We start from the raw sequence: 20214 nt of genomic DNA on the forward strand, positions 1-20214 counted from the left end.
CCGGATTCCTCCTTAAAAATTCAGCCGGATAATCGCCTGACGCAGCAACGTCTCGCTGCTCTGTTCCGAGGCGGGCAGCTCGGATGTCAGCGCTTTGAGCACCTTGTCGATCGCGTCGCGCTTGAATCCGAGCTGTTCGAGCGCGAGCGCCGCATCGCCGACCGCAGTAGCCGCTGCGGTCGCCCCCGGTGAGGGGAACACACTCGCGGCCCCCGAGGAAGTCACTTTGTCCTTGAGTTCGACGACGAGCCGTTCCGCAGTCCGCTTGCCGATTCCGGGGATGCGCGAGAGCGTCTTTACGTCGTTCGACTGCACCGCGGCGCAGAAGTTCGCCACCGGCAGCGCCGAGAGCACGCTCAACGCGAGTTTCCCGCCGATACCGGAGACATTCAGCAGCTGCCGGAAGAGATTCTTCTCCTCCGGCGTTGCGAATCCGAAGAGGACGATCGCGTCTTCCCGCACCTGCGTGTAGATCAGCAGCGTCACCTCGTTGCCGGGCTGCGGCAGCTTCTCAAACGTGGAGACCGGAATCGCGACCTCGTAGCCAACGCCATGCACATCGAGCACACACCCGGAAAATCCGGATTCCGCGACGATTCCGGTCAGACGCGCGATCATTTTTCCGCCTCGATGTCGAGCGAGATGTCAGCCGCCTTGACCGAATGGGTCAATGCGCCGCTCGAAACGAAGTCGACTCCGATCTTGCCGATGCGCGGCAGACGCTCGAGCGTGATGCCGCCCGAGGCCTCGAGTTTCGCGCGGCCCGCAACGAGCTTGACGGCCTCGGTCATCATGTCGTCGGACATATTGTCGAGCATGATGTAGTCTGCGCCGGCTTCGGCGGCCTCGCGCACTTCGTCGAGGGTATCGGCTTCGACTTCGACCTCGAGTTCCGGATATTTCTCCCGCGCACGCTGGACGGAGCGGGCGATACCGCCGGCCCCCTCCATCGCGGCGAGTTCCCGATGGTTGTCTTTGATCATGATCCGGTCGTAGAGGCCGACGCGGTGATTCGTCGCACCGCCGACGGCGACGGCGTATTTCTCCAGATTGCGGAATCCCGGCGTCGTCTTGCGCGTATCGAGAATTTCCGTTTTGGTGCCTTTCAACGCCTCGGCGTATTTCGATGCGGTCGTGGCGACGCCGCAGAGCCGCTGCAGGAAGTTCAGGGCCGTCCGTTCCGCGACGAGAATGCCGCGCGCGGGGCCGGAGATCTCGGCGATGATTTCGCCGTATTCGCACACGTCTCCGTCATCTTTCATGGTCCGGAATTGCAACCGCGGCTCGACCATTTTGAAGACCCGCTCCGCAATCTGGATGCCGGCGAGCACCATGCGCGGCTCCTTGCAGCGCAGTACGGCGGTGGCGACGGCCTCCTCCGGCACGACCGAATTGGTGGTCACGTCACCGGTGGTGTCGAGGTCTTCGTTGAGGGCGAGTTCGATCAACAGATCCGCACGACCCCAGTCGATCTGCGGAACCGCATCTTCCTGAATCATTTCTTTCCTTTCTCCGTTATGTTATTCCGGCAACCGGCCGGCTTTCGTTCGCTGAAAAATCAACACCCGCAGAGCAGTTCGCAGAGTTCGCGGGAGGAAGCGCAGTGAAACACCCGCGCCCGGAACGCCTCGTCTTTCAAGGAGGAGCTAAGCCGGGAGAGCACGCGCAGGTAAAGTTCATGTTGATCGGTGCGGGCGACGATCATGACGACGAGATGGACCGGCAGGGAATCCATGCTGACGTAATCCGGAATTCCACTGCGAACCAGTGCAGCGGCTGCGACCAGATCAGTGGCGGAGGGAAGCCGGACATGCGGAATCGCGATACCGAGACCGATACCCGTGCTCAGAAGTTTTTCCCGCGCATGGACGGCCTCGGCGAGTCCGTCCCTCCCCGCGGCCCCGGCGAACGGAGCGAGAAGCTCGATCAGAGTCTCGAGCGTTTCGTTTTTACCGGCTTTTTCGAGCACGGTACATCGATCCGGCGCGAGGCGGCCGGATAATCGAAACTCTCCGTCGGAAGAATCGTCCATTTGCTTGGAAAAACCTTTCCAGAAAATCCTGTTTTCAAATATACTTCTTTATAATATACTGCCGTTTTCCGGAATGTAAAGCCCCTGACGAGAAAAAAAGGGGCTGTTGCAAAACCTCATAGTTTTGCAACAGCCCCTTCATCCATTTTCCGCATGAGGCTGTGCCGCCTCATGCTTTGCTGTTATCAGGATCTATCTATTCACGCCTCAGGCGCTTCGATGGCGATCCGGTTGAAGTAGAGAAAACCCTGCCCCTTTTTTCGATCCATCAGACCGACTCCCTCGACGAGAATCATGACCGACTTCAGGTTGCCGTGCCATTTCCCATCATTTGCGCCACCCCAATAGTGCGGCGACAACTTCGGCCGTTTAATGACAAATTCTTTCCATACTCCTTCTTTCCATTCCCCTCCACTCCGAAGCCAGATCAGCATCTGATGCGTCTGGCCGGAAGAGTCAACCAGTCGGACGACAATCGCGTTGTAATCCCAACTGGCGAGTTTGATCGTAAGCTTTCCGAACGGAACAGGCTTCTGCAAATTGCGGCTCATCCCCACGTACCAGCCGCCGTTATTGAACGCACCTTCCAGCCGGGCGGCGGGGAGCGCCGGGATGCCGACCTTTTCCGGCATCATGACCAGATTTCCCTGGGCGCCCGGAGCCTCCATGCCAATGAAGAACCCCCAACCGGGATTCGTCCCCTTGTCGAAGCCGATCTCCAGCGCTCCGGCGAGGACCGGCAGAACCGCGCCGGAGAACAACAGCAAACTGAGCAGTTTCTTCATTGCAGGACAATCCAGTTGTACCGGTCGGGATTCTTGCCGTTCGCAATGCCGTCGCCCCAGTGCAAATACCCCTTGCGTCCCTTGCCGTCGTTGTCGTTGACCACCAGAGACATGCCGATCGGAATACCCGGTTTCGGGTCGACGCCGATTTCCGCAAAGGGAACGGTGATCCGGTAGACGGTCTTCGTCCCGGAGCGTTTCGCATCCAATTTCACCTGGGTCGGAGTTTCAAGATCAAGCTGGGAAGCCTCGCGGAACACCTCGGGTCCCTGCGGAGTCAATGCCAGAGCGTATTCGGTTCCTGCAGGTCCTTTCTCCCGGCGATCAAGCGCGGAAAATGCGAGCTGCAGAGAATCCCCGTTCCAGAGCCTATTACCATGATAGTCATTGGACGGAATATCGTCTGTCACGCTTACTTCAAGCAGCAGATTTTTCTTGTCGTATGCGATACGGAACGAGGCATCGAGGTCCGCAACACCGTTGCGCGGTCCCAACCCGCCCAAACGGCGGTACTGAAGTTCCGAGCCGAGCGGATGATCCTGCGCCTGATCGAGGGATTTTCCAACAAGGATGACCTCCTCCGGCACTTTGATCCCGCCATTGCCGTTGTCTTTCGGCAGACGTTCGATCCGCTTGACTGCCCGCAATGAAATGCCGTCGAGTTTGCCGAAAAGCAGCACGGGGCGGCTGCCCGCGGTAAAGCTGATCTCGTCTTTGTGCCTGCCGCCGAGACCAATCTCTTTGTTGCTGTCGGCGTTGACCCATTCAAGCCATCCCCACTTGCGCACGGTCGGGACCCCCCCGGCGACCAGCAGTTCGGCGGGAACATCCGGCGCGCTGCCGCGGGAGAATATCAACTGATGCCGCACATCTGAGACCGCGGTCCACGCCGCAAGAACATCGCGCCCGTCCGGCATCCGAAACTGCAGGAGCCACACATCTTCCGGCGTTTTCCAACGCCGCACAAACTTGCCGTGACGAATCACATCGGCGATGGAGCGCACGGCGTAGAATGCCTCTTTCGGCGTTTCATCGGCAGTGCAGAGTCCGAAGTTGTGCTCAAAATAATAGGGATCATAACCACTGTCCAAAAAGTTGTAAATCCACGCGCCTTTGATTGCCGGTTCAGTGCGAACCAACAGCAGCAACCGCGTAAGATAGTCGGCAACTTCAGCTTCTGTGCTACCCTGAATTCCTAAATGATTCGGGCGACCGATTTCAGTCAAGTACATCGGCTTTGGAATCCCGTTGTTGTACTTTTTAGAAATCTCCAATACATAGCAGACCCGGGCGAAAAACGTTTCGGCAGAACGATTTTTCGGAGTCAGTTCACTGTGATTATAATTGTGCCAGGCGATCCCGTCACAATATTGGAGAACCCCCTGCTGAAACGTCTCCTCCAAAAAAGCATCCCCGCGATGACAGGAGTTCGCCACGACAATGCAGTCTGGATCCGCTTTCTTCATCTGCACATAAGCCGCGGCCAGTGTTTTCGCATAAGGGGCGGCCGGTCCCGGCCACTCATTCCAGATCTGATAGATCTGCGGGGCGTTCCCCTTGGCACGATATCGGGCAGCGACCCAACCGGCAAAGCGACCGAAAGCATCGAACGCCTCCTGCGGCGGATTCGGATTTTCGAAAAGGAGTACACCGGAGGGATCGTAGAGTCTATGACCATAGTTGATGAGATGCATCGGCCGGAGGCCGAGTTTGAACGCTCGGTTGATGTAATCCTCATAATATCCCTGCGGACTGTACTTACCCCGCTCTCTCTCCCAGCCGTCCCAGACGATATCGTCCCGGGTGGCGGAAAGTCCTCCCTCCACCATCAAATCGAGCGTCGTATTGACATCAGCGCGACTCTTGGAAAAGTGCGCACTGCCACCAAGCAAAAACTCCTCTCCTGCAGAAAGCCAGGTGCCCGCCGCCAATACAGCGGAAACAGCCGCCGCTTTCCAAAATCTTCGATCCATTTCTTTTTCCCCTTGTTGTGGTTATTGTCCCACATTTTGTGAAACATCGTTACAACTTCCAATGCCGATGTCGATATTGCAATGATCTTTCGGTTTGCCAAATAGTCCTCCCAAGCTACGGCGTCACCAAACCTCTTGAATATGGGTCTCGCAACTTTCGTTACGCCCTTATTGCGTCACCCTTTTGCAATCTTCTGCAGATCGGCAAATACCATTACGTTTACGCACATCATCAATCTTGTTACAAATTCACCACGACCGCTCACTAAAAGCAGGGCAACTATCTTCTATTGAGAGAACGAACTGTGGACTTTGTTTTGTAACAAACAATTACGGAGCTTTGACGGAAATAACCATTCCCGGGTAAACATATCTAATCGTATCGAGCGAGTTTCCCCACAAGCAATGTGCCTTCAATTCCGTGTTTTGTAAAGCGGCCACATGACCATCCCCGTGCAGAAAATTACCACGAGCAGAGTGCCGCAAACTGGCCTCTCCTTGATAAACCGAATCAAGTCTGTACCAAGAATCATGACCACCACTTTCCCAGCTGGAATCCCCGAGAATCAACGACTGACTTGGTGAATAATGCGATTTTCTAAATCCCCATCTGGTGGTATCCTGATTAAAGGCGTTGTAAATTAATACAAGCTCACCTCCCGTCAGTCGGAGTCTACCTATGTCTCCATTGGCAATCAAACCGTAAGTCTCGCTAAACTGACCGGAAAAGGGAATGGATGGGCAGGAGAAGATTCCTTTCGTTTCCGTATCAAAATAGGCTTTGTCCCACTGCAACGTGTACGATGGACCGCTGACGTATTTTCCATCCAGCAACGGACGTAGCCAGAATCCATTATCGTAATATGTCGAGGGGGCCCAGCCTTTCGAGTCATCCGCATACGCAATAAAAGCTTGTCCGAGCTGTTTCAAGTTACTGACACAACTCGCAGCTTTCGCCCGTCCCCGTGCCTGATTCAGCGCCGGCAGCAGCATTGCCGCCAATATCGCGATGATCGCTATCACGACGAGCAACTCTATCAATGTGAATCTTCTCATGCCATATTCCTTTCTGAATTGGGGTTGGTTGTAATGGTCGAATGAAGATTGCGAACGGATTGATGTTCGTAAACGATCGCTCTGGATTCCACGATGATCGGCCCGGAGGCGGGATTCTGAAGATACCGGTGAACGGCGTCCGCTTTCTGCGTGGCCATCGTGTTCTCATCGTCGGCGATGGTAGTCAACGGCGGCGTGAAATATGCGGTGGATTCCGGATTCCCGAATGCAATCGCACTCAGATCGTCCGGAACGGAAATCCCATGCTCGTTGAGAGCGCGCTGAACGCCCTGTGCCGCATAGCCGGAGATGACGAAGAGCCCGGTGAAATTCAGTCCGAACCGGTCCAGATGCTTCATCATGGCCAGATAAGCCAGCTCCGGGGAGAAGTTGCCGCTTTCCGGATGGCACTCGATCAGAACGGGAACGCAATCGTACAGCGGGGCGAAAGTCAGAAAATCATGATGGATCGCCCAATTCTCTCCAAAAGGAGGCTCCGCAAGCAGAATGCCGATCCGGCGGTGACCGTTATTCCGAAACCGGGTCAGAGCCAGCGTGCACACGTAACCGCTATTGACAAAGAAACAGTGGTGCGAAATGTCGCGGAGATTCAGATCGCAGAGCACCAGCGGCCGGGAGAACTGCCCCAGCCAGACAAGTTCCTGCGAGCTCAGCGGCCGGGGCGGCCAAAATACGACCAGCAGGTCAGCCGGGCACGCCTCCAGCTGCGGAATCAGATCCGACTGGTAGTTGTACGGCAGCGCCGAAAAATCGTAATGCCCCAGAGCCAGCAGGGCGCGGCCGAACTGTTCGGCGATGAACCGCTGGTGGCCCCCCGGCCAGTCGATGTAAAAGAAAGCCACGGAACGGCAGGGCGCAGTGGAACGGACGTACAGCCCGCTGCGATCCCGTCGTTCCAGCAGCCCCTCCTTTTCAAGCCGGTCCAGCGTCACATCCGCAACCCGGTAGCTGACTCCGAACTTCCGTTCAATGTGCCGGATGGTGTGAAATCGTTTGCCGGGCGAGAAGCGTTTCAACTCCCGGCTCAGTTTGATATAAAGTTGTTCAGATCGTTCCTGCAGAATCATTTTCCCGGATTTCCCGTTGCATTTCTGTTATTAATTATAAACAATGGAGACAGATTGTCGCAATTTTGTAGACAGATTAAGAAAAAAATTTTTCACCGGGGAATTCTCCCCTTGAGAATGTCTCTTTTCCAGGTGGTGTCGGCACAAAAGAGAGGGCAAAGAGAGCGTGAGTTCTCTTTGCCCTTGTATGGTTTGGTTCCGCCACAGCGGGGGGACAAACGCTACAGTTCGAGGAAATCCTCGAGTTCGGTCAGGCACTGCGGACCGTTTCCGGGAGAGAGATAGACGAGATCCTCGAGCCGGATTCCTCCCCACTCGGGATAGTAGAGCCCCGGTTCGACCGTGATGACCTCACCGCCGCGCAGCGGATTCGCGTTGCGCGGCGAGAGGCGTGGAGACTCGTGGATGTCGAGCCCCACCCCATGACCGAGACCGTGGAAGAAGCCGAACGCGGATTTCTCGTTCTGCCCGGTCCGGAATCCGGCTTTCTCCATGCTCGCGGCGGCAGCGCGGTGAATCTCAGCGGGATCGGCGCCCACTGCGATGAGCGATTTGCCCAGTTCCCGCGCGGCCAGCACCGCGTCATACGCTTTCCGAACGATCTCGGGCGCCCTCCCCCGGACCACCGTCCGGGTCAGATCTCCCCAGTAACCGGTCTCCGCCGAACGGGGGAAGATATCCATAACGATCGGGCGGTTCGCGAAGAGCGGCCCGGAACCGACGTTGTGCGGCTGCGACCCCTGTTCGCCCCCCGCGCAGATCGTTCCGGTCGGAAGCATTCCGAGTTTCACCATTTCAAGATCGATCTCGCCGCGCAGAATTTCGCTGGTGAGCACTTCGCCGTTCCAGATCAGCCGCCCCGCGGAATCAATATCGGTCTCGCGCAGCACGGTGAACGCGCGGCGGCAGCCCGCCTCGCCCGCGCGCTGCGAACGAATGATCTTTCCGACCTCATCCGAGCTCTTGAACTCCCGTTCCGGGAAAAACGGTCCGCGGTGCGCGACGACCGAAATGCCGTTTTTCCGCAGCAGATCCGCCAGAAGCAATGGGAAATCTTCCGGCACAAGGTAACCGTCCGCCCGCAACTCCACCGCCAGCTTCGAGAGGATCTCAAGCCGGGTGACTCCGAACTGCTGTTCGGGCAGTACCTCCGTATCGGGCCGCGCCGAGCGCGAAGCCCGTCCGAACTCCAGCGCGGACATGACCACGCCGCGACGCCCCGCTCCGTCGTCAAACCAGATGAATTCGTCTGGCGCGGAAAATCCGGCCGCATAACGCAGGTCGCTCGACGTCTCGCCGGAGGCGACAATCAAACGCACGATTTTGGGCATTTCAATCCTCCCACTATTTGCAAAAAAACCGTTTTTGAGGTATCTTATTGAAAAAATATAGTTCCCCCCCGGGCGGGTTTCAATCGAAAAGCGGGAGATTTTTTATGAATCTGGAGTATTTCATCGTTCCGGCGGCAGCGTATCTCGTCGGCGCGATTCCGTTCGGCTATCTGATCGGGCGGCTGCACGGAATCGACATTCGCAAGGTCGGCAGCGGCAACATCGGCGCGACGAATGTCACCCGGACCGTCGGCAAGATACAGGGCAAAATCTGCTTTCTGCTCGATTTTCTGAAAGGTGCGCTCCCGGTCGCGCTTGTGAATTCCGTCTTCATGCAGGATACGGCGAATCTCGCCCTCGCGGCGGGACTGGCGGTGATTCTCGGACACATCTTCCCGATCTACCTGAAATTCCGTGGCGGCAAGGGGGTCGCGACGGCAGCGGGAGTCGCGCTCGCGCTCGCGCCGTATCCGCTGCTGTGCGCGCTGCTGGTCTGGCTCGTGACGTTCCTCACGACCCGCTACGTGTCGCTCGCAAGCATCGTCGCGGCGGCGGCACTGCCCGTGGCGGCGGCGCTCTTCTTCGGGCTCGGACTCCCGACGCCGTTCCCGCTCGGAGCATCGACGCTCATTTTCTTCACACTCATCGCGCTTCTGGCGATTCTGCGGCACGTCTCGAACATCAAGCGGCTGCTGAACGGAACTGAGAGCCGATTCGGCGGAGATGGCGACAAACGGGGGACGCAGCGGTGAAAATTGCGGTTCTGAGCGACGGCGCCTGGGGAACCGCCCTGGCGATGACCCTGATCGACAACGGCCATAAGATGGTCATGTACGGGCCCTTCCCGGAGTATCTCGCCGAAATGCGTGAAAAGCGGGAGAACGTCCGTTTTCTCCCCGGCGTGCGGCTGCCGGACGCGCTCGAATTTGAGCCGGACATTGCGCGCGCGGTCGACGGCGCGGAGCTGCTGGTGCTCGCGACGCCGACCCAGTATCTGCGCAGCGTGCTTGCGAATCTGAAACCGCACTTCGATCCGCAGAAGCATCTGCTGCTCGATGTGGCAAAAGGGATCGAAGTCGGCAGCTGGCTTTTGATCCACGAGATGGTTGAAGAGGTTCTCGGCCCCAACCGATACGCGGTTCTCTCCGGGCCGAGTCATGCGGAGGAGGTTTCGCGCCGGATTCCGACCGCCGTGGTCGCCGCCTCGCGGAATCCGGAGGACGCCCGGTTTGTGCAGAAGCTCTTCATCAACGACAACTTCCGCGTCTACACCGGCAGTGATGTCGTCGGCGTCGAACTCGGCGGGGCGCTCAAGAACGTCATGGCGATCGCGGCCGGGATCATTGACGGGATGAAACTCGGAGACAATCCGAAAGCCGCGCTCATGACCCGCGGAATCTCCGAGATGGGGCGTCTGGGCGAACTCCTGGGCGGTTCGGCGCAGACGTTCTCCGGATTGAGCGGCATCGGCGACCTGATCGTCACGTGCACGAGCGGTCACAGCCGCAACCGCCACGTCGGCGAAGAGCTCGGCCGCGGGAAGAAACTCCCGGAAATTCTGCAGGAGATGGGGATGGTCGTCGCCGAGGGAGTCACCACGGCGCAGGGGGCCTACACCCTCGCCCGCCGGGTCGGGGCGGAGACTCCGATCATCGACGAGATCCATGCGATTCTCTATCACGGCCGCGATGTTCCGACCGCCGTCCGGAATCTCATGTCCCGTTCCGCCAAGCCGGAGCTCTAAGCCGAAACAGAGGCTATCCCGAAAAATTTTCTTTTTTTTCGGGATCATCCCTTGACTTTTTCCGGAAACTCTGTCATAATTAATGCTAAAGAGCAAAATCACTTTAGCACTTTTAGCAAAGTAGAAAAAATGAACCGGAAAGATCTCTTTCAATCGGCCAAACGATACGTTGTGACACGAATCGCGGAGGAGTCGGAAACGGCGGAACGCAAGCTGCCGACCGCGCGCGAACTTGCCGGACTGGCCGGATGCAGCTACGGAACGATGCGGCTCGTGATGGCGGAACTGGAACGGGAGGGTTTCGTCCATCAACGGCAGGGGTCCGGAACCTATCTCACGGAGCAGGCGGGGAAACTGGCAGAATCATTTCTGACACGCAAGCTGCTCTACTTCCGCCCCCCGCACTTCGGAACGCCGAAGAACAGTTACAATGAATTCTTGACCGCCTCTCTTGAGGCGGAAGCATATAGACGCAACTGGAAAGTCACCACGGTAATCGTCTCATCGCATGATGAGTTTCTCGCGGCGGTTAGTCCGATCCGGGGACAATACGACGCAGTTGCCTACGCGCCGGTCAGCGATCTGTTTACTCTCGATCAGATTGCGGCTCTGCGGATTCTTAAAGACAAACCGTTTGTACTTTTTGACGATTATCTGAATACGTCTGTGTACAGCGTCACGATCGACAACCGGCGTGGTGGAGCGATGGCGGCAAGTCTGCTGCTTTCGCAGAACCACCGGCGGATCGGACTGCTCTTCGGAGAACCGGGAATCCGCCCCTGCCGTGAACGGGCGGTCGGCTTCTCGGAAATGCTGGAACTCGCCGGGATCAAGCCGGTTGTAATCAATTCCGGGGTCGGACGGGACGGTGACCGCTACGAATTCGCCTACCGGATCATGGAGCAGGAACTGCGGCGCGGACTCGACATCACCGCGCTCTTCGCCGTTTCGGATTACAGCGCATGGGGAGCACTCGACGCGATCAAGGCCGTGGGGAAACGGGTTCCGGACGATATCAGCCTGATCAGTTTCGACGGGCTGCCGTTCCTCGACACACTCACGCCAAAATTGACCGCAATCCGGCAGCCGCTGCCGGAGATTGTGGACCGGGCCTTTTCCATTCTGGCCGGCAACGTTCCTGCCGACGGATATCAGATCGTGCTGCCGCCGGCGTTCAAGCCCGGCGAAAGTGTCCGACGTCTCCCGGAGAGTACCGCCCCGGCCTCGTTCCGTCCACTTGCGAGCCGAATTCCGGAGTATTCGCTATGAAAACTCATCTTCATATCAACAGGAGGAATAGCGCCATGAGTCGGAAATATTTTACATTGATTGAACTTCTAGTCGTGATTGCGATCATCGCGATTCTGGCGAGCATGCTGCTGCCGGCGTTGAATCAGGCGCGAGATCGGGCAAAGGCGAGCAAATGTGTCTCCAACCTCCGGCAATGCGGCACCGCGCTTCTGCTGTACGCGGACGCATTCGGCGGGTGGATGCCGGATGGGATGGGATCAGATTATGCGAAAAACTGGCCGACATACCTGGTTGCCTGCAAATTGATCTCATCAAAAAACTCAAATCAAGTAGTATACCGCTGTCCGGTGGTCCCCTATCAGTCCAAAAATTGGGAAAATCCATTCGAGGTTTACGGTTTTAGGAGTACGAATTGGTACTGCTCTAAAACAGAAAAACGTTCTGCCTCCTCCGTGTTCCTCGTTGCAGACAGTTCCAAAGGGGGGCAGAGCAAAAATCAGGCGCCGTATGTCTGCATCAACCCGGGCTGGGACGATCCCCATCGGGTGATCTTCCGTCACAACGGTATCGCGAATATGGTGTTTCTGGACAATCACGTCGAGAAATTCCAACCAGCCGGAATCAAGAAGTATGAGAATTTCACCCGTATCTGGGGCACCGGATTCTGAGCGAAAGGAGAAATGAAAATGATTTTTTCATCCCTCTTCCCGCGATGGGCTCTCCTGCCGGTGCTGCTGACCTCATTGCCGCTGGCCGGCGGCGGAATCTATGAAATCACTTCGTCTCTTCCTCCCGACTCGGGGACGGTGGAGGAACTCCCGGCACTCTGGAACGGCGGGAAGCGCAAGCCGTCGAGCGTGACGCTGACCATCCGTTCGGCAACAGCCGAGCCGCTGGCCAAAGTCGTACTGCACTCCCGATCCATCAACAAGTGGTGGAGCATTTCCAAAGTCACACTCGCGGGCGTGCGCAACGGGGAAACCGTGGAACTCGCCGACCAGCCCTGGTACATGCGCGGGGACGACAACACCGCGAAAACCTTTTCCCTGACCCTGACTGCCGGAAACGAACCATTTTCCGAATACCGGCTCACGCTGTACCGTCCCCACGGCTTCATTCACATGGAACTGACGGGTCTGGAACTCTTCTTCCGGAACCGGCTGCGGCTGGAAACCGTTCCCCGGCGGACGCTGGTTCGGTCGGGGGGGACACTCGCGGGCACAGTGCGGGCCGACAATCCGTTCCCCTCCCCCGCTGCCGGGCGGCTGCGCCTGCTGGCAAATCAAAAAGTCGTCTGGGAAAAGTCTCTGACCATTCCGCCGGGCCACAGTGAAATTCCCTGGAATTTTTCTGCCGGAAGTCCGGGCGAGTTCCAACTCGAACCGCAATGGGAGTCACAGACCCGATCCGCCCCGGTGGCTTCGGGAACAATCCGGATTCTGCCGGAACGCAGTCCCTACCGCATGTCGATCGGCACCGCTCACGGCTCGGCACAATCGGGGGCGCTCGGCTTCACAGTTCGCCACGACTGGAGCGACACCGCGGGACTCACGGACCGGACCTTGAGCTTGATCGTTCGGAACGAGGGGTTGTCCCGCAGTAATTGCGGCATCAACTTTGAAACCGACGAGGACGGCCGTTTCATGGTCAACGCCGATGGTGAAATTCTGAAGAATGTCGCCATGCATGTACCGCGCCGCCTTGGAGAAAAAACCGCCCGCGTACTCGACTCGCTCAATGGGCATCCCGGTCTCGAGGAGGTGGTCTACTACAATGAGCACGGCTATCACACGTGGCACGTCAAAGGACTCGCCGACTACAGCAAACACACGTTGCGACTCTACCGCGACTGGCTGAAGAAACGTTACGGCCACATCGCGAAACTGAATCAACTGTACGGATCGGAGTTCCGGGATTTCTCCGAAGTCGAGCCGCCGCGCAAATTCATGGGCCCGGCCGCCGACTGGTTCGACTGGATGGAGTTCCGGCGATGCAGCGTTGCGGAATATTTCCGCGAAGCGTACCGGTTGCTCAAACCGCACCTGCCCGATACGCCGCTCTCACCGAAACCGATCAATTTCGACTATTATGCCGCGAGCACGGCGACCGATCCGTGGCTGTTCCGCGACGCGTGCGATTTCTACGGTTACGACCTCTATCCGTTCCAGCGCGAGGGGTATCTCGATCCCGTGATGAGCCTCGACTTCCACCGAACGCAGGTCGGGGACAAGGCATTGAAATTCCTCGAATCGAACTTCGAGTTCCGCCGCGTAAACCAGACCGAGAAAACCGCCGCGGACATGCACCTGCTCTACATGCCGGCCTTTCTGCACGGGCTCAAGGGGGTCTACTTCTACTGCTGGCATCAGCTGTGGACAGAGAATCATCGCGGATTCTGGCTGCGCGACGGCGACGGAGTGCTGACGCCGCAGGGGCGCGGCGCCGCCCAGGTCGCCAAGACTGCTCAGACGCTCGCGCCCATCCTGATGACCGGCCGCGTTCTGCCCGCGACGGCGGCAGTCTACTTTCCGTGGGAGGAGATCTCCCAGACGCCGAATGTCGCGCCGATCTCCGCCCTGCGCGGAGCGTATAAACTCATGACTCAACTGCATTATCCGGTCGACATCATCAGTTACCACAACATCCATGCGGGCGAACTGCCTCGATACAAAGTGCTGCTGCTGCCGCTCTCGCGCCACCTGCGCCCGGAAGTCGCGGAGAAAATCTTGAAATTCGTCCGATCCGGCGGCATTCTCATCACAGAGTACCAGGCCGGGAAATACGATGAATTCCACCGCGAAACCGACTCTCTCCGCAGCATCCTCGGCGGGAAGTCGCTCGGGACCACCGACGAGTTCCAGAGCTTCGACACCGACTACGCGAAAGGAATCCGGCTTTATGCCCCGATCACGAAAGAGACGCCGTTCGGCTGGCGGCATCGCCCGAACATCGCGCCGATCGACCGGGCGGAAAAAATCATCGCCGCCGACGACGCGAAGATCCTCGCCCGCTTTCCGGACGGCTCCCCGGCCGTGACGGAACGCGCGGTCGGCAGAGGAAAAGTCCTCTACTTCGCCGGAACGTTTTTCAACTCGTATCGGAATTACTTCTATACGCTCACCACCCTGCCTTCCCCGGCGACACGCGGGAACGAGATCATCCACGTCGGCGATCCGGAGTACCGGAAACTGCTCAAGGGATTCCTCGATCGCTGCGGGCTGTGCCCGCCCATGCGCCCGGCGCTCAGTTCCAACGATATCGAGACGGACGATTCGCCGTTCCAGATTCTCTCCCGTTACGGCAATGACGAGTGCATTCTCTTCGGCATTGCAAACTGGGGGCCGCATGAACGGCATCAAGTAGCCTTCGAGGCGGATATTCCGTTCGAAATCAAGCGCCTTTTCGTCATGGACACCGTGCGCGAAACGCTTGCGGAACTTCCGTTCCAGTGTCGGGATGGCGTGCTCTCCACCACACTGCCACAGCTCGAAAAGAGTCTCGTCCTCATCGCAATGCGGAATGCGGGTCCGCTGCTGGCCGTCGCCGCTCAGCCAGGGGAGGGAAAACCGGTCGATGTCCGTGTCATGAATTTCCTGCCCGAACGGGCTGCCGGCACCTTGCAGCTCCGGGTGGACGGAGTTCCGGCCCCGCTCTCGAAACCGCTGCCGTTCACGCTCGATCCCGGCGAAGAGAAACAATTCAAACTCCCGCCTGATGCCGGATTCGATCCGGCGCTGCTGCGCGACAAATGCGGCGAGCGACTGCCGTGGTATGTGTGGATCACCTACGACGGAGATGCGCGGGCGTTCGCGCGTGTCCACGCCAATCCGGAGGGACTCAGCGCCCCGTAAAAAATGCGGGAGCGCACGCGCCGCCGGTCAGGCGTCCAGCAGAAGCGAACTCATGCGGTCCATCTGCCGCTCGATCGACTCGACGAGCCGGAACTGGTTGCGGCAGCGCTCGAGGTTGTGATTCGGGCGGCGGGTCTTGAAGTAGACGTCACCGTTGATGTAATCGGTCAGAAATCGAATCCCGGTCTCGAGCGTGATGAGTTTGCCGGAGAACGGCAGATTCTCCCGCTCCGCTTCGGTCAGGAACTCGCCCGCGCTCGAAAGAAAGCCGCGCAGAAGCGCCTCGAACATCTCAAACCGCATGCCGACTTTGTCAAGATTCACCTCATCCTCCTCGGCCGGACTCGTCCCGCCACGGACCATGTCGCCGAAATCGTAGAGCGACAGCCCCGGCATGACCGTGTCGAGGTCGATCACACAGACCCCCTCCCCCGTCAGGTCGTCGATCAGAATGTTGTTCGACTTCGTGTCGTTGTGGGTGATCCGCTCCGGAATCGCCCCCTGCGCATGGAGTTTCAGCAGCAGCTCGGTTTCATCGCGCCGCTTCATCACGAAATCGACTTCGCGCCTCACCCCGGCGGCGCGGCCGACCCGATCCTCTGCCACTGCCTCGAGCAGAGCGTCAACCCGCTTCGGCGTGTGGTGGAAGTCCGGGATCGTCTCATGCAGCCGCTTCCCCGGCAGATCGACGAGATCACACTGGAACTCGCCGAACGCGCGCGCCGCGAGATACGCCTGCTTCGGACTCTCAAGCACATCGTAGGAACGCGCGTTCTCGACAAACACATAGGCGCGCCAGTAGTCGCCGCGTTTGTCCTGCACGAACGGCCGGTTCGAAAATGTGCGCAGCAGCCGCAGCGTCCGCTTGCGGGTCTCCTCGCCGCGGCTGCGGATCTTATTCAGCAGATGGGCCGTGACCCGATCGATATTCTCCATGACCTGCTCCGGTTTCTTGAACACGGAGTGGTTGATCCGCTGAAGCGTATAGTGCAGTCGCACGCCGCCCTGATCGTAGGTGACCTGATAGGTGTCATTGATGTGTCCGGATCCAAATGGAACCGCGACCAGAAAATCCCCGTAAATCGCGAATCCTGCGCAGATTTCACGGATTTCCTCCTGCGAACGGGACGGCAGCGAACTCATCATGCGAACAGTTTCTCCGGATACGCGCCCGAGGCGACGAGTTTCTTCAGAGCTGCCTGCACAAACGGCTTGTCCTCGCGGTAGGTGATGCCGAACCAGCTGTCCTCGCTGCGCAGCACCTTGATTTCGGCGCGTCCCTCGCGGATCAGCGTATCGACCGCGAACGGCAGATAAAATTCACTCTTGAGCTCGCTCCCGCGTTCGCGCAGAAACTCCGTGAAGAGCCGTTCGAGTTCCCCGACCAGCCCGGCCGAGAATCCCCACGAATTCATCGAGACAAGCTCGGAACCGGTGAACGGAACTTCGAAACCATCCTCACGCACGCTCACGATCGCTCCGTCGCGCCGGAAGATCTTCGTGTGCTCCACAACTTTCGCGAGGTTGCCGGCGGCGTCGACCGAGCAGATTCCGCGCGAAACAGAACCGTTTTCGCTGAGCGTATTCGCGAGCACGAACGAGGCGATACAGCCGTTGATCTTCCCGTTGTCGGGCTCGGAACGCAAATAGCCCGCAAGTTTACGATAGCTGTCCGCGCCGTAAAAATCATCGGCATTGATGACGGCGAACGGCCCGTCGAGCAGTTTCCGCGCGGCGTAGACCGCCTGGCCCGTGCCCCACGGCTTCACACGCCCCTCGGGAACCGTGAATCCGCCCGGCAGATCGTTCATCTCCTGAAACGCATAGGCGACTTCAATGCGGTCCGCATAGCGGCTGCCGATCGCGGCGCGGAACGCCTCCTCGATCTCCCGCCGGATGACGAACACCACGCGGTCGAAACCCGCGCGCATCGCATCGAACACAGAGTAATCCATCACAGTTTCGCCGGAGGGACCGACTTCGTCGAGCTGCTTGAGCCCGCCGTAACGGCTCCCCATCCCGGCCGCCAGCACGAGAAGAGTGAGTTTCATTTCTCAACCTTTCCTTACATTATTTTGGGAAATATACTTCAAGATAAGCGTCAAAACAAGCATTTCAACCGAAAAAAACGGCTTTGCACACGGTTTTGCAAAAAAGTCCATAAGTTTTGCACATCGCTTCATTCCGGAAACGGGAAGCTTGCCTTATATTGTAAAGTGGATGGAAAGAACTGAAAAACCGGGAGGATTTCATCATGCGTACCTTAATCACCGACTGCCGTATCGTCACTCCGGGAATCGACCTTGCCAATGGGTCGCTTCTGATCGAGGAGGACAAAATTGTTTCGCTCATTCCGGCGGGGTCGCCGCTGCCCGCAGCCGATCGGACGATCTCCGGAAGCGGCCTGACGGCGATGCCGGGCTTCGTCGACATCCACTGCCACGGGCGGAACAATGTCGACTTCTGCGACGGTTCGGTCGAGGCGGTGAACACCATCGCGCGCGGCAAACTCGAGGAGGGTGTCACCACGCTGCTGCCGACGACGCTGACGCTGCCGGAAGAGGAGTTGCGCGCGGCGCTCGACGCGGTGGCACACTACGACGGCAAGGGGTGCAAACTCCCGGGAGTCCACCTCGAGGGGCCGTTCATCAATGTGAAGTGCTGCGGCGCGCAGAATCCGGCCTACGTGCGCCGACCGGATATTGAGGAGGTCAAGCGGCTGAACGCCGTCTATCCGGTGAAGAAAGTGTCGTTCGCGCCGGAAACGGAGGGGGCGGCGGAATTGACGGCGGAACTCTGCCGGATGGGGATCGTCCCCTCCTGCGTCCATACGGCGGCGACTTTCGGACAGTTCAAGGAGTGTTATCTGCAGGGGATGCGGAATCTGTCGCACTTCTGCAATCAGATGACGCCGCTGCACCATCGCGATATCGGGATGGTCGGCGCGGGCCTGCTCAAGAGCGACGTCTACGCGGAATTGATCTGCGACAAGCTGCACATCTGCCCGGACATGATCGCGTTGGCGTTCCAGGTGAAGGGGGCGGACCACATCGAGCTCATCTCCGATGCGATGCGTGCCTCGGGGATGCCGGACGGGGAGTACACGCTCGGCGGTCTGCCGGTGATTTCGCGCGACGGCGAGGCGCGGCTGAAAGAGGGCGGCGCGCTGGCGGGCAGCGTGCTGCAGTTGAACGTCGCGCTCAAGAACGTGGCGGAAGTGACGGGGCTGCCGCTTTCGGAGCTGGTGAAATCCTCCTCCTACACGGCGGCGCGCGCGCTGGGACTGCCGGGAATCGGCAAACTCGAGCCGGGTTATCAGGCGGACGTGGTGCTGCTCGACGCGGATTTCCGGGTGATGAAAACGTTTGTGGACGGGGAGCTGCGTTTCGAGCGGTGAGAGATTTTTCAAAATTTCCCTCAAAAACGATTTGACATTCCGGCAAACAAAGGCTATTTTAGGAACACAACCGGAAAAGGAGAGATGGCTGAGTGGCCGAAAGCACAGGTTTGCTAAACCTGCGAGGGGGAAACCTCTCCGAGGGTTCGAATCCCTCTCTCTCCGCCACTGTTTGCAATCAGATGCAGGATGTTACGGAAAAACGGGCATCCGGCTTTTTTGTTGCTGGATTCGAGCAGGTTTTCCATTTGCGGGCATCCGCTGGCGGAAACGCTGAAAAAGAGGATATTCATCCCAAATGATGAAAATACAAACCTTTTTCATTCTCCCTGCCGCCGGGATTCTATTGTTCCTCTGCGGATGCGAACACGCCGCAATTCCGGCGGAAATGCTGACAAAAACTCCCTGGTATCAAAAACAGCTGAAACTGATTCGTGACAACAATGCCGACCAGATTCCGGTATCCCTCGCGAAACAGGGAATCGCGGTCGGCAGGATAATCCGGAAGCTCCCGGATAATACTTTCCAGGTCAGCGGGAACGTTCCTTTCGGAAATTCTTCCATTCGTTTCAGCGATGCCGACTCTGCCGCAAAAATCAGCGAGGGAGACTGGATTGTTGCTCGCGTAATGCGTGACCCCAAAGGGCGCCCGCCGCTGATTCAGGATTACAGGAAAGTATCGGTCAATACCGACTCCATCCCTGAAGAATTTCATCCTGACTTAGAAAAATTAATCTGCCTCGGGATCAAATACGGATGGGAGCTGAAGATCGAAGTCTCAAACAATCAGGATAGCGTTACGATTTCCAATGACGCACCGGAAGATGGGAAACGTTATACCGCAAATATGTTCCAGTTGTATATCGGGAAACAGGTACGCGCCGACAGAATAAAAGATGGTGTATATCCGAATTTTGTAGTTGTTTCGGCAGAGAAAGAGGCGAAAACATATATTCTGACCTATTCAGGAGGATTTCCGCAAATCGGCATGGCCTTGAAGATCAGGTTCCCGGTTTATGAGTCTTTGCGTCTGCCGTATCTACAGATGTTTGAATCCTTAGGAACGATTGCCGGGCATCCATCCACCCGCGCCCGCCGCGACGAACTTCAGCGGGCATTTGAAAAAGCGGGAATTCCCGGAACATGGGAAATCAGTGATCTTGGCAGGATGATTTTCAGTTATCATACCGGACTGTTTGAAGTTTACAGCGCATTTGAGAAAAGAGTCCGCACCGTATCCGGACCTCTGGCGGACGGATATATTTTTACGCTTTCCGCCCCGACAGAGGGGCCGATGTCGATCCCGATGACCTCAAAATATCGGCATGTTCCGTATTACAAGTGGAATCTGCTGTACCCGGACTTCAACTATTTGAGTTACGGTTCCGGGAATGAGCGAATCACGTACCGCTGGTCGTTTGAATACGGCAGCGGGAAAGAGCCTGTCTGTGAAGAGATAGCGGGAAAGATCCTTGAGGTCATGCGAAGCATTCCGCCGTGGACGCTGCCGGGAAACAAAAGCAAATCGCCTTAAAAAATCGTCAAGCCCGGAGTACCTGCAAACCGCATTCACGATCTGCCGGATAATGGGTTGGCCCGGCCTTGCAATCACCGGTTGCCGGAGTATAGTGATGTATTCTTTGCTTTCCACTTCAAATTCTCGCTTCGGTATCAAATCCAACACTTGACGAAAAAGACTGACTGAT

17 protein-coding genes and 1 tRNA gene are annotated in these 20214 nt (G+C 57.7%); 8 read left to right on the forward strand and 10 right to left on the reverse strand.

Annotated elements, in window-relative coordinates; genetic code table 11:
• Positions 1–12: 12 nt before the first annotated feature.
• The 8 genes from ruvA to Q0J85_RS11635 form a co-directional block, all read right to left on the reverse strand.
• Positions 13–618 (reverse strand): Holliday junction branch migration protein RuvA, encoded by a 606-nt coding sequence (gene ruvA, locus Q0J85_RS11600; RefSeq protein ID WP_294481738.1) that lies wholly within the window; start codon positions 616–618, stop codon positions 13–15.
• Entirely contained in the window at positions 615–1499 is an 885-nt protein-coding gene (gene nadC, locus Q0J85_RS11605; protein ID WP_294481741.1) for a carboxylating nicotinate-nucleotide diphosphorylase, read from the reverse strand. The genes ruvA and nadC overlap by 4 nt, the downstream gene beginning before the upstream one ends.
• 59 nt (positions 1500–1558) lie before the next feature.
• Complete coding sequence (locus Q0J85_RS11610) at positions 1559–2032, reverse strand: PTS sugar transporter subunit IIA (RefSeq protein WP_294481742.1); 474 nt, start codon at positions 2030–2032, stop codon at positions 1559–1561.
• Positions 2033–2232: 200 nt separating this feature from the next.
• A complete protein-coding gene (locus Q0J85_RS11615; protein ID WP_294481745.1) occupies positions 2233–2817 on the reverse strand; it encodes a hypothetical protein in 585 nt (194 codons plus the stop codon).
• Positions 2814–4790 carry a sugar-binding protein gene (locus Q0J85_RS11620; protein WP_294481747.1) on the reverse strand — a complete coding sequence of 659 codons (1977 nt, stop codon included), beginning with the start codon at positions 4788–4790 and terminating at the stop codon, positions 2814–2816. The genes Q0J85_RS11615 and Q0J85_RS11620 overlap by 4 nt, the downstream gene beginning before the upstream one ends.
• A gap of 330 nt (positions 4791–5120) precedes the next feature.
• Complete coding sequence (locus tag Q0J85_RS11625) at positions 5121–5846, reverse strand: prepilin-type N-terminal cleavage/methylation domain-containing protein (protein WP_294481749.1); 726 nt, start codon at positions 5844–5846, stop codon at positions 5121–5123.
• A complete protein-coding gene (locus Q0J85_RS11630) occupies positions 5843–6934 on the reverse strand; it encodes a substrate-binding domain-containing protein (protein WP_294481751.1) in 1092 nt (363 codons plus the stop codon). Before Q0J85_RS11630 ends, Q0J85_RS11625 begins: the two co-directional genes overlap by 4 nt.
• Before the next feature lie 221 nt (positions 6935–7155).
• The gene (locus tag Q0J85_RS11635) at positions 7156–8265 is read right to left on the reverse strand and encodes a Xaa-Pro peptidase family protein (protein WP_294481754.1); all 1110 of its coding nucleotides are present in this window, start codon (positions 8263–8265) and stop codon (positions 7156–7158) included.
• A gap of 104 nt (positions 8266–8369) precedes the next feature.
• Between Q0J85_RS11635 and plsY the strand changes: the two genes are divergently transcribed.
• From plsY to Q0J85_RS11660, 5 genes are all read left to right on the forward strand, one after another.
• Entirely contained in the window at positions 8370–9017 is a 648-nt protein-coding gene (gene plsY, locus Q0J85_RS11640) for a glycerol-3-phosphate 1-O-acyltransferase PlsY (protein WP_294481757.1), read from the forward strand.
• Positions 9014–10009: an NAD(P)H-dependent glycerol-3-phosphate dehydrogenase gene (locus Q0J85_RS11645; RefSeq protein WP_294481760.1), complete on the forward strand. Its 996-nt coding sequence runs from the start codon at positions 9014–9016 to the stop codon at positions 10007–10009. The genes plsY and Q0J85_RS11645 overlap by 4 nt, the downstream gene beginning before the upstream one ends.
• Before the next feature lie 129 nt (positions 10010–10138).
• Positions 10139–11278: a substrate-binding domain-containing protein gene (locus Q0J85_RS11650; protein ID WP_294481763.1), complete on the forward strand. Its 1140-nt coding sequence runs from the start codon at positions 10139–10141 to the stop codon at positions 11276–11278.
• 35 nt (positions 11279–11313) lie between these two features.
• A complete protein-coding gene (locus tag Q0J85_RS11655; protein WP_294481766.1) occupies positions 11314–11928 on the forward strand; it encodes a type II secretion system protein in 615 nt (204 codons plus the stop codon).
• An 18-nt stretch (positions 11929–11946) separates the two neighbouring features.
• A complete protein-coding gene (locus Q0J85_RS11660) occupies positions 11947–15111 on the forward strand; it encodes a beta-galactosidase (protein ID WP_294481769.1) in 3165 nt (1054 codons plus the stop codon).
• A 27-nt stretch (positions 15112–15138) separates the two neighbouring features.
• Here the strand turns inward: Q0J85_RS11660 and Q0J85_RS11665 are convergent, their stop codons facing one another.
• The gene (locus Q0J85_RS11665) at positions 15139–16257 is read right to left on the reverse strand and encodes a phosphotransferase enzyme family protein (RefSeq protein WP_294481772.1); all 1119 of its coding nucleotides are present in this window, start codon (positions 16255–16257) and stop codon (positions 15139–15141) included.
• On the reverse strand, positions 16254–17162 hold the full coding sequence (locus tag Q0J85_RS11670; protein ID WP_294481775.1) for a sugar phosphate nucleotidyltransferase: 909 nt from the start codon (positions 17160–17162) through the stop codon (positions 16254–16256). Before Q0J85_RS11670 ends, Q0J85_RS11665 begins: the two co-directional genes overlap by 4 nt.
• Before the next feature lie 203 nt (positions 17163–17365).
• On the opposite strand from Q0J85_RS11670, the gene nagA reads away from it, so the two are divergent.
• From nagA to Q0J85_RS11685, 3 genes are all read left to right on the forward strand, one after another.
• Entirely contained in the window at positions 17366–18508 is a 1143-nt protein-coding gene (gene nagA / locus Q0J85_RS11675) for an N-acetylglucosamine-6-phosphate deacetylase (RefSeq protein ID WP_294481778.1), read from the forward strand.
• Between the two features lie 78 nt (positions 18509–18586).
• A tRNA-Ser gene (locus Q0J85_RS11680) sits at positions 18587–18676 on the forward strand.
• A 130-nt stretch (positions 18677–18806) separates the two neighbouring features.
• Positions 18807–20042, forward strand: coding sequence for a hypothetical protein (locus Q0J85_RS11685; protein ID WP_294481782.1), 1236 nt, complete (start codon positions 18807–18809; stop codon positions 20040–20042).
• The last annotated feature ends 172 nt before the right edge of the window (positions 20043–20214 follow it).

The sequence above is a fragment of the uncultured Victivallis sp. genome, assembly GCA_944389935.1.
Classification (GTDB): Bacteria; Verrucomicrobiota; Lentisphaeria; order Victivallales; family Victivallaceae; genus Victivallis.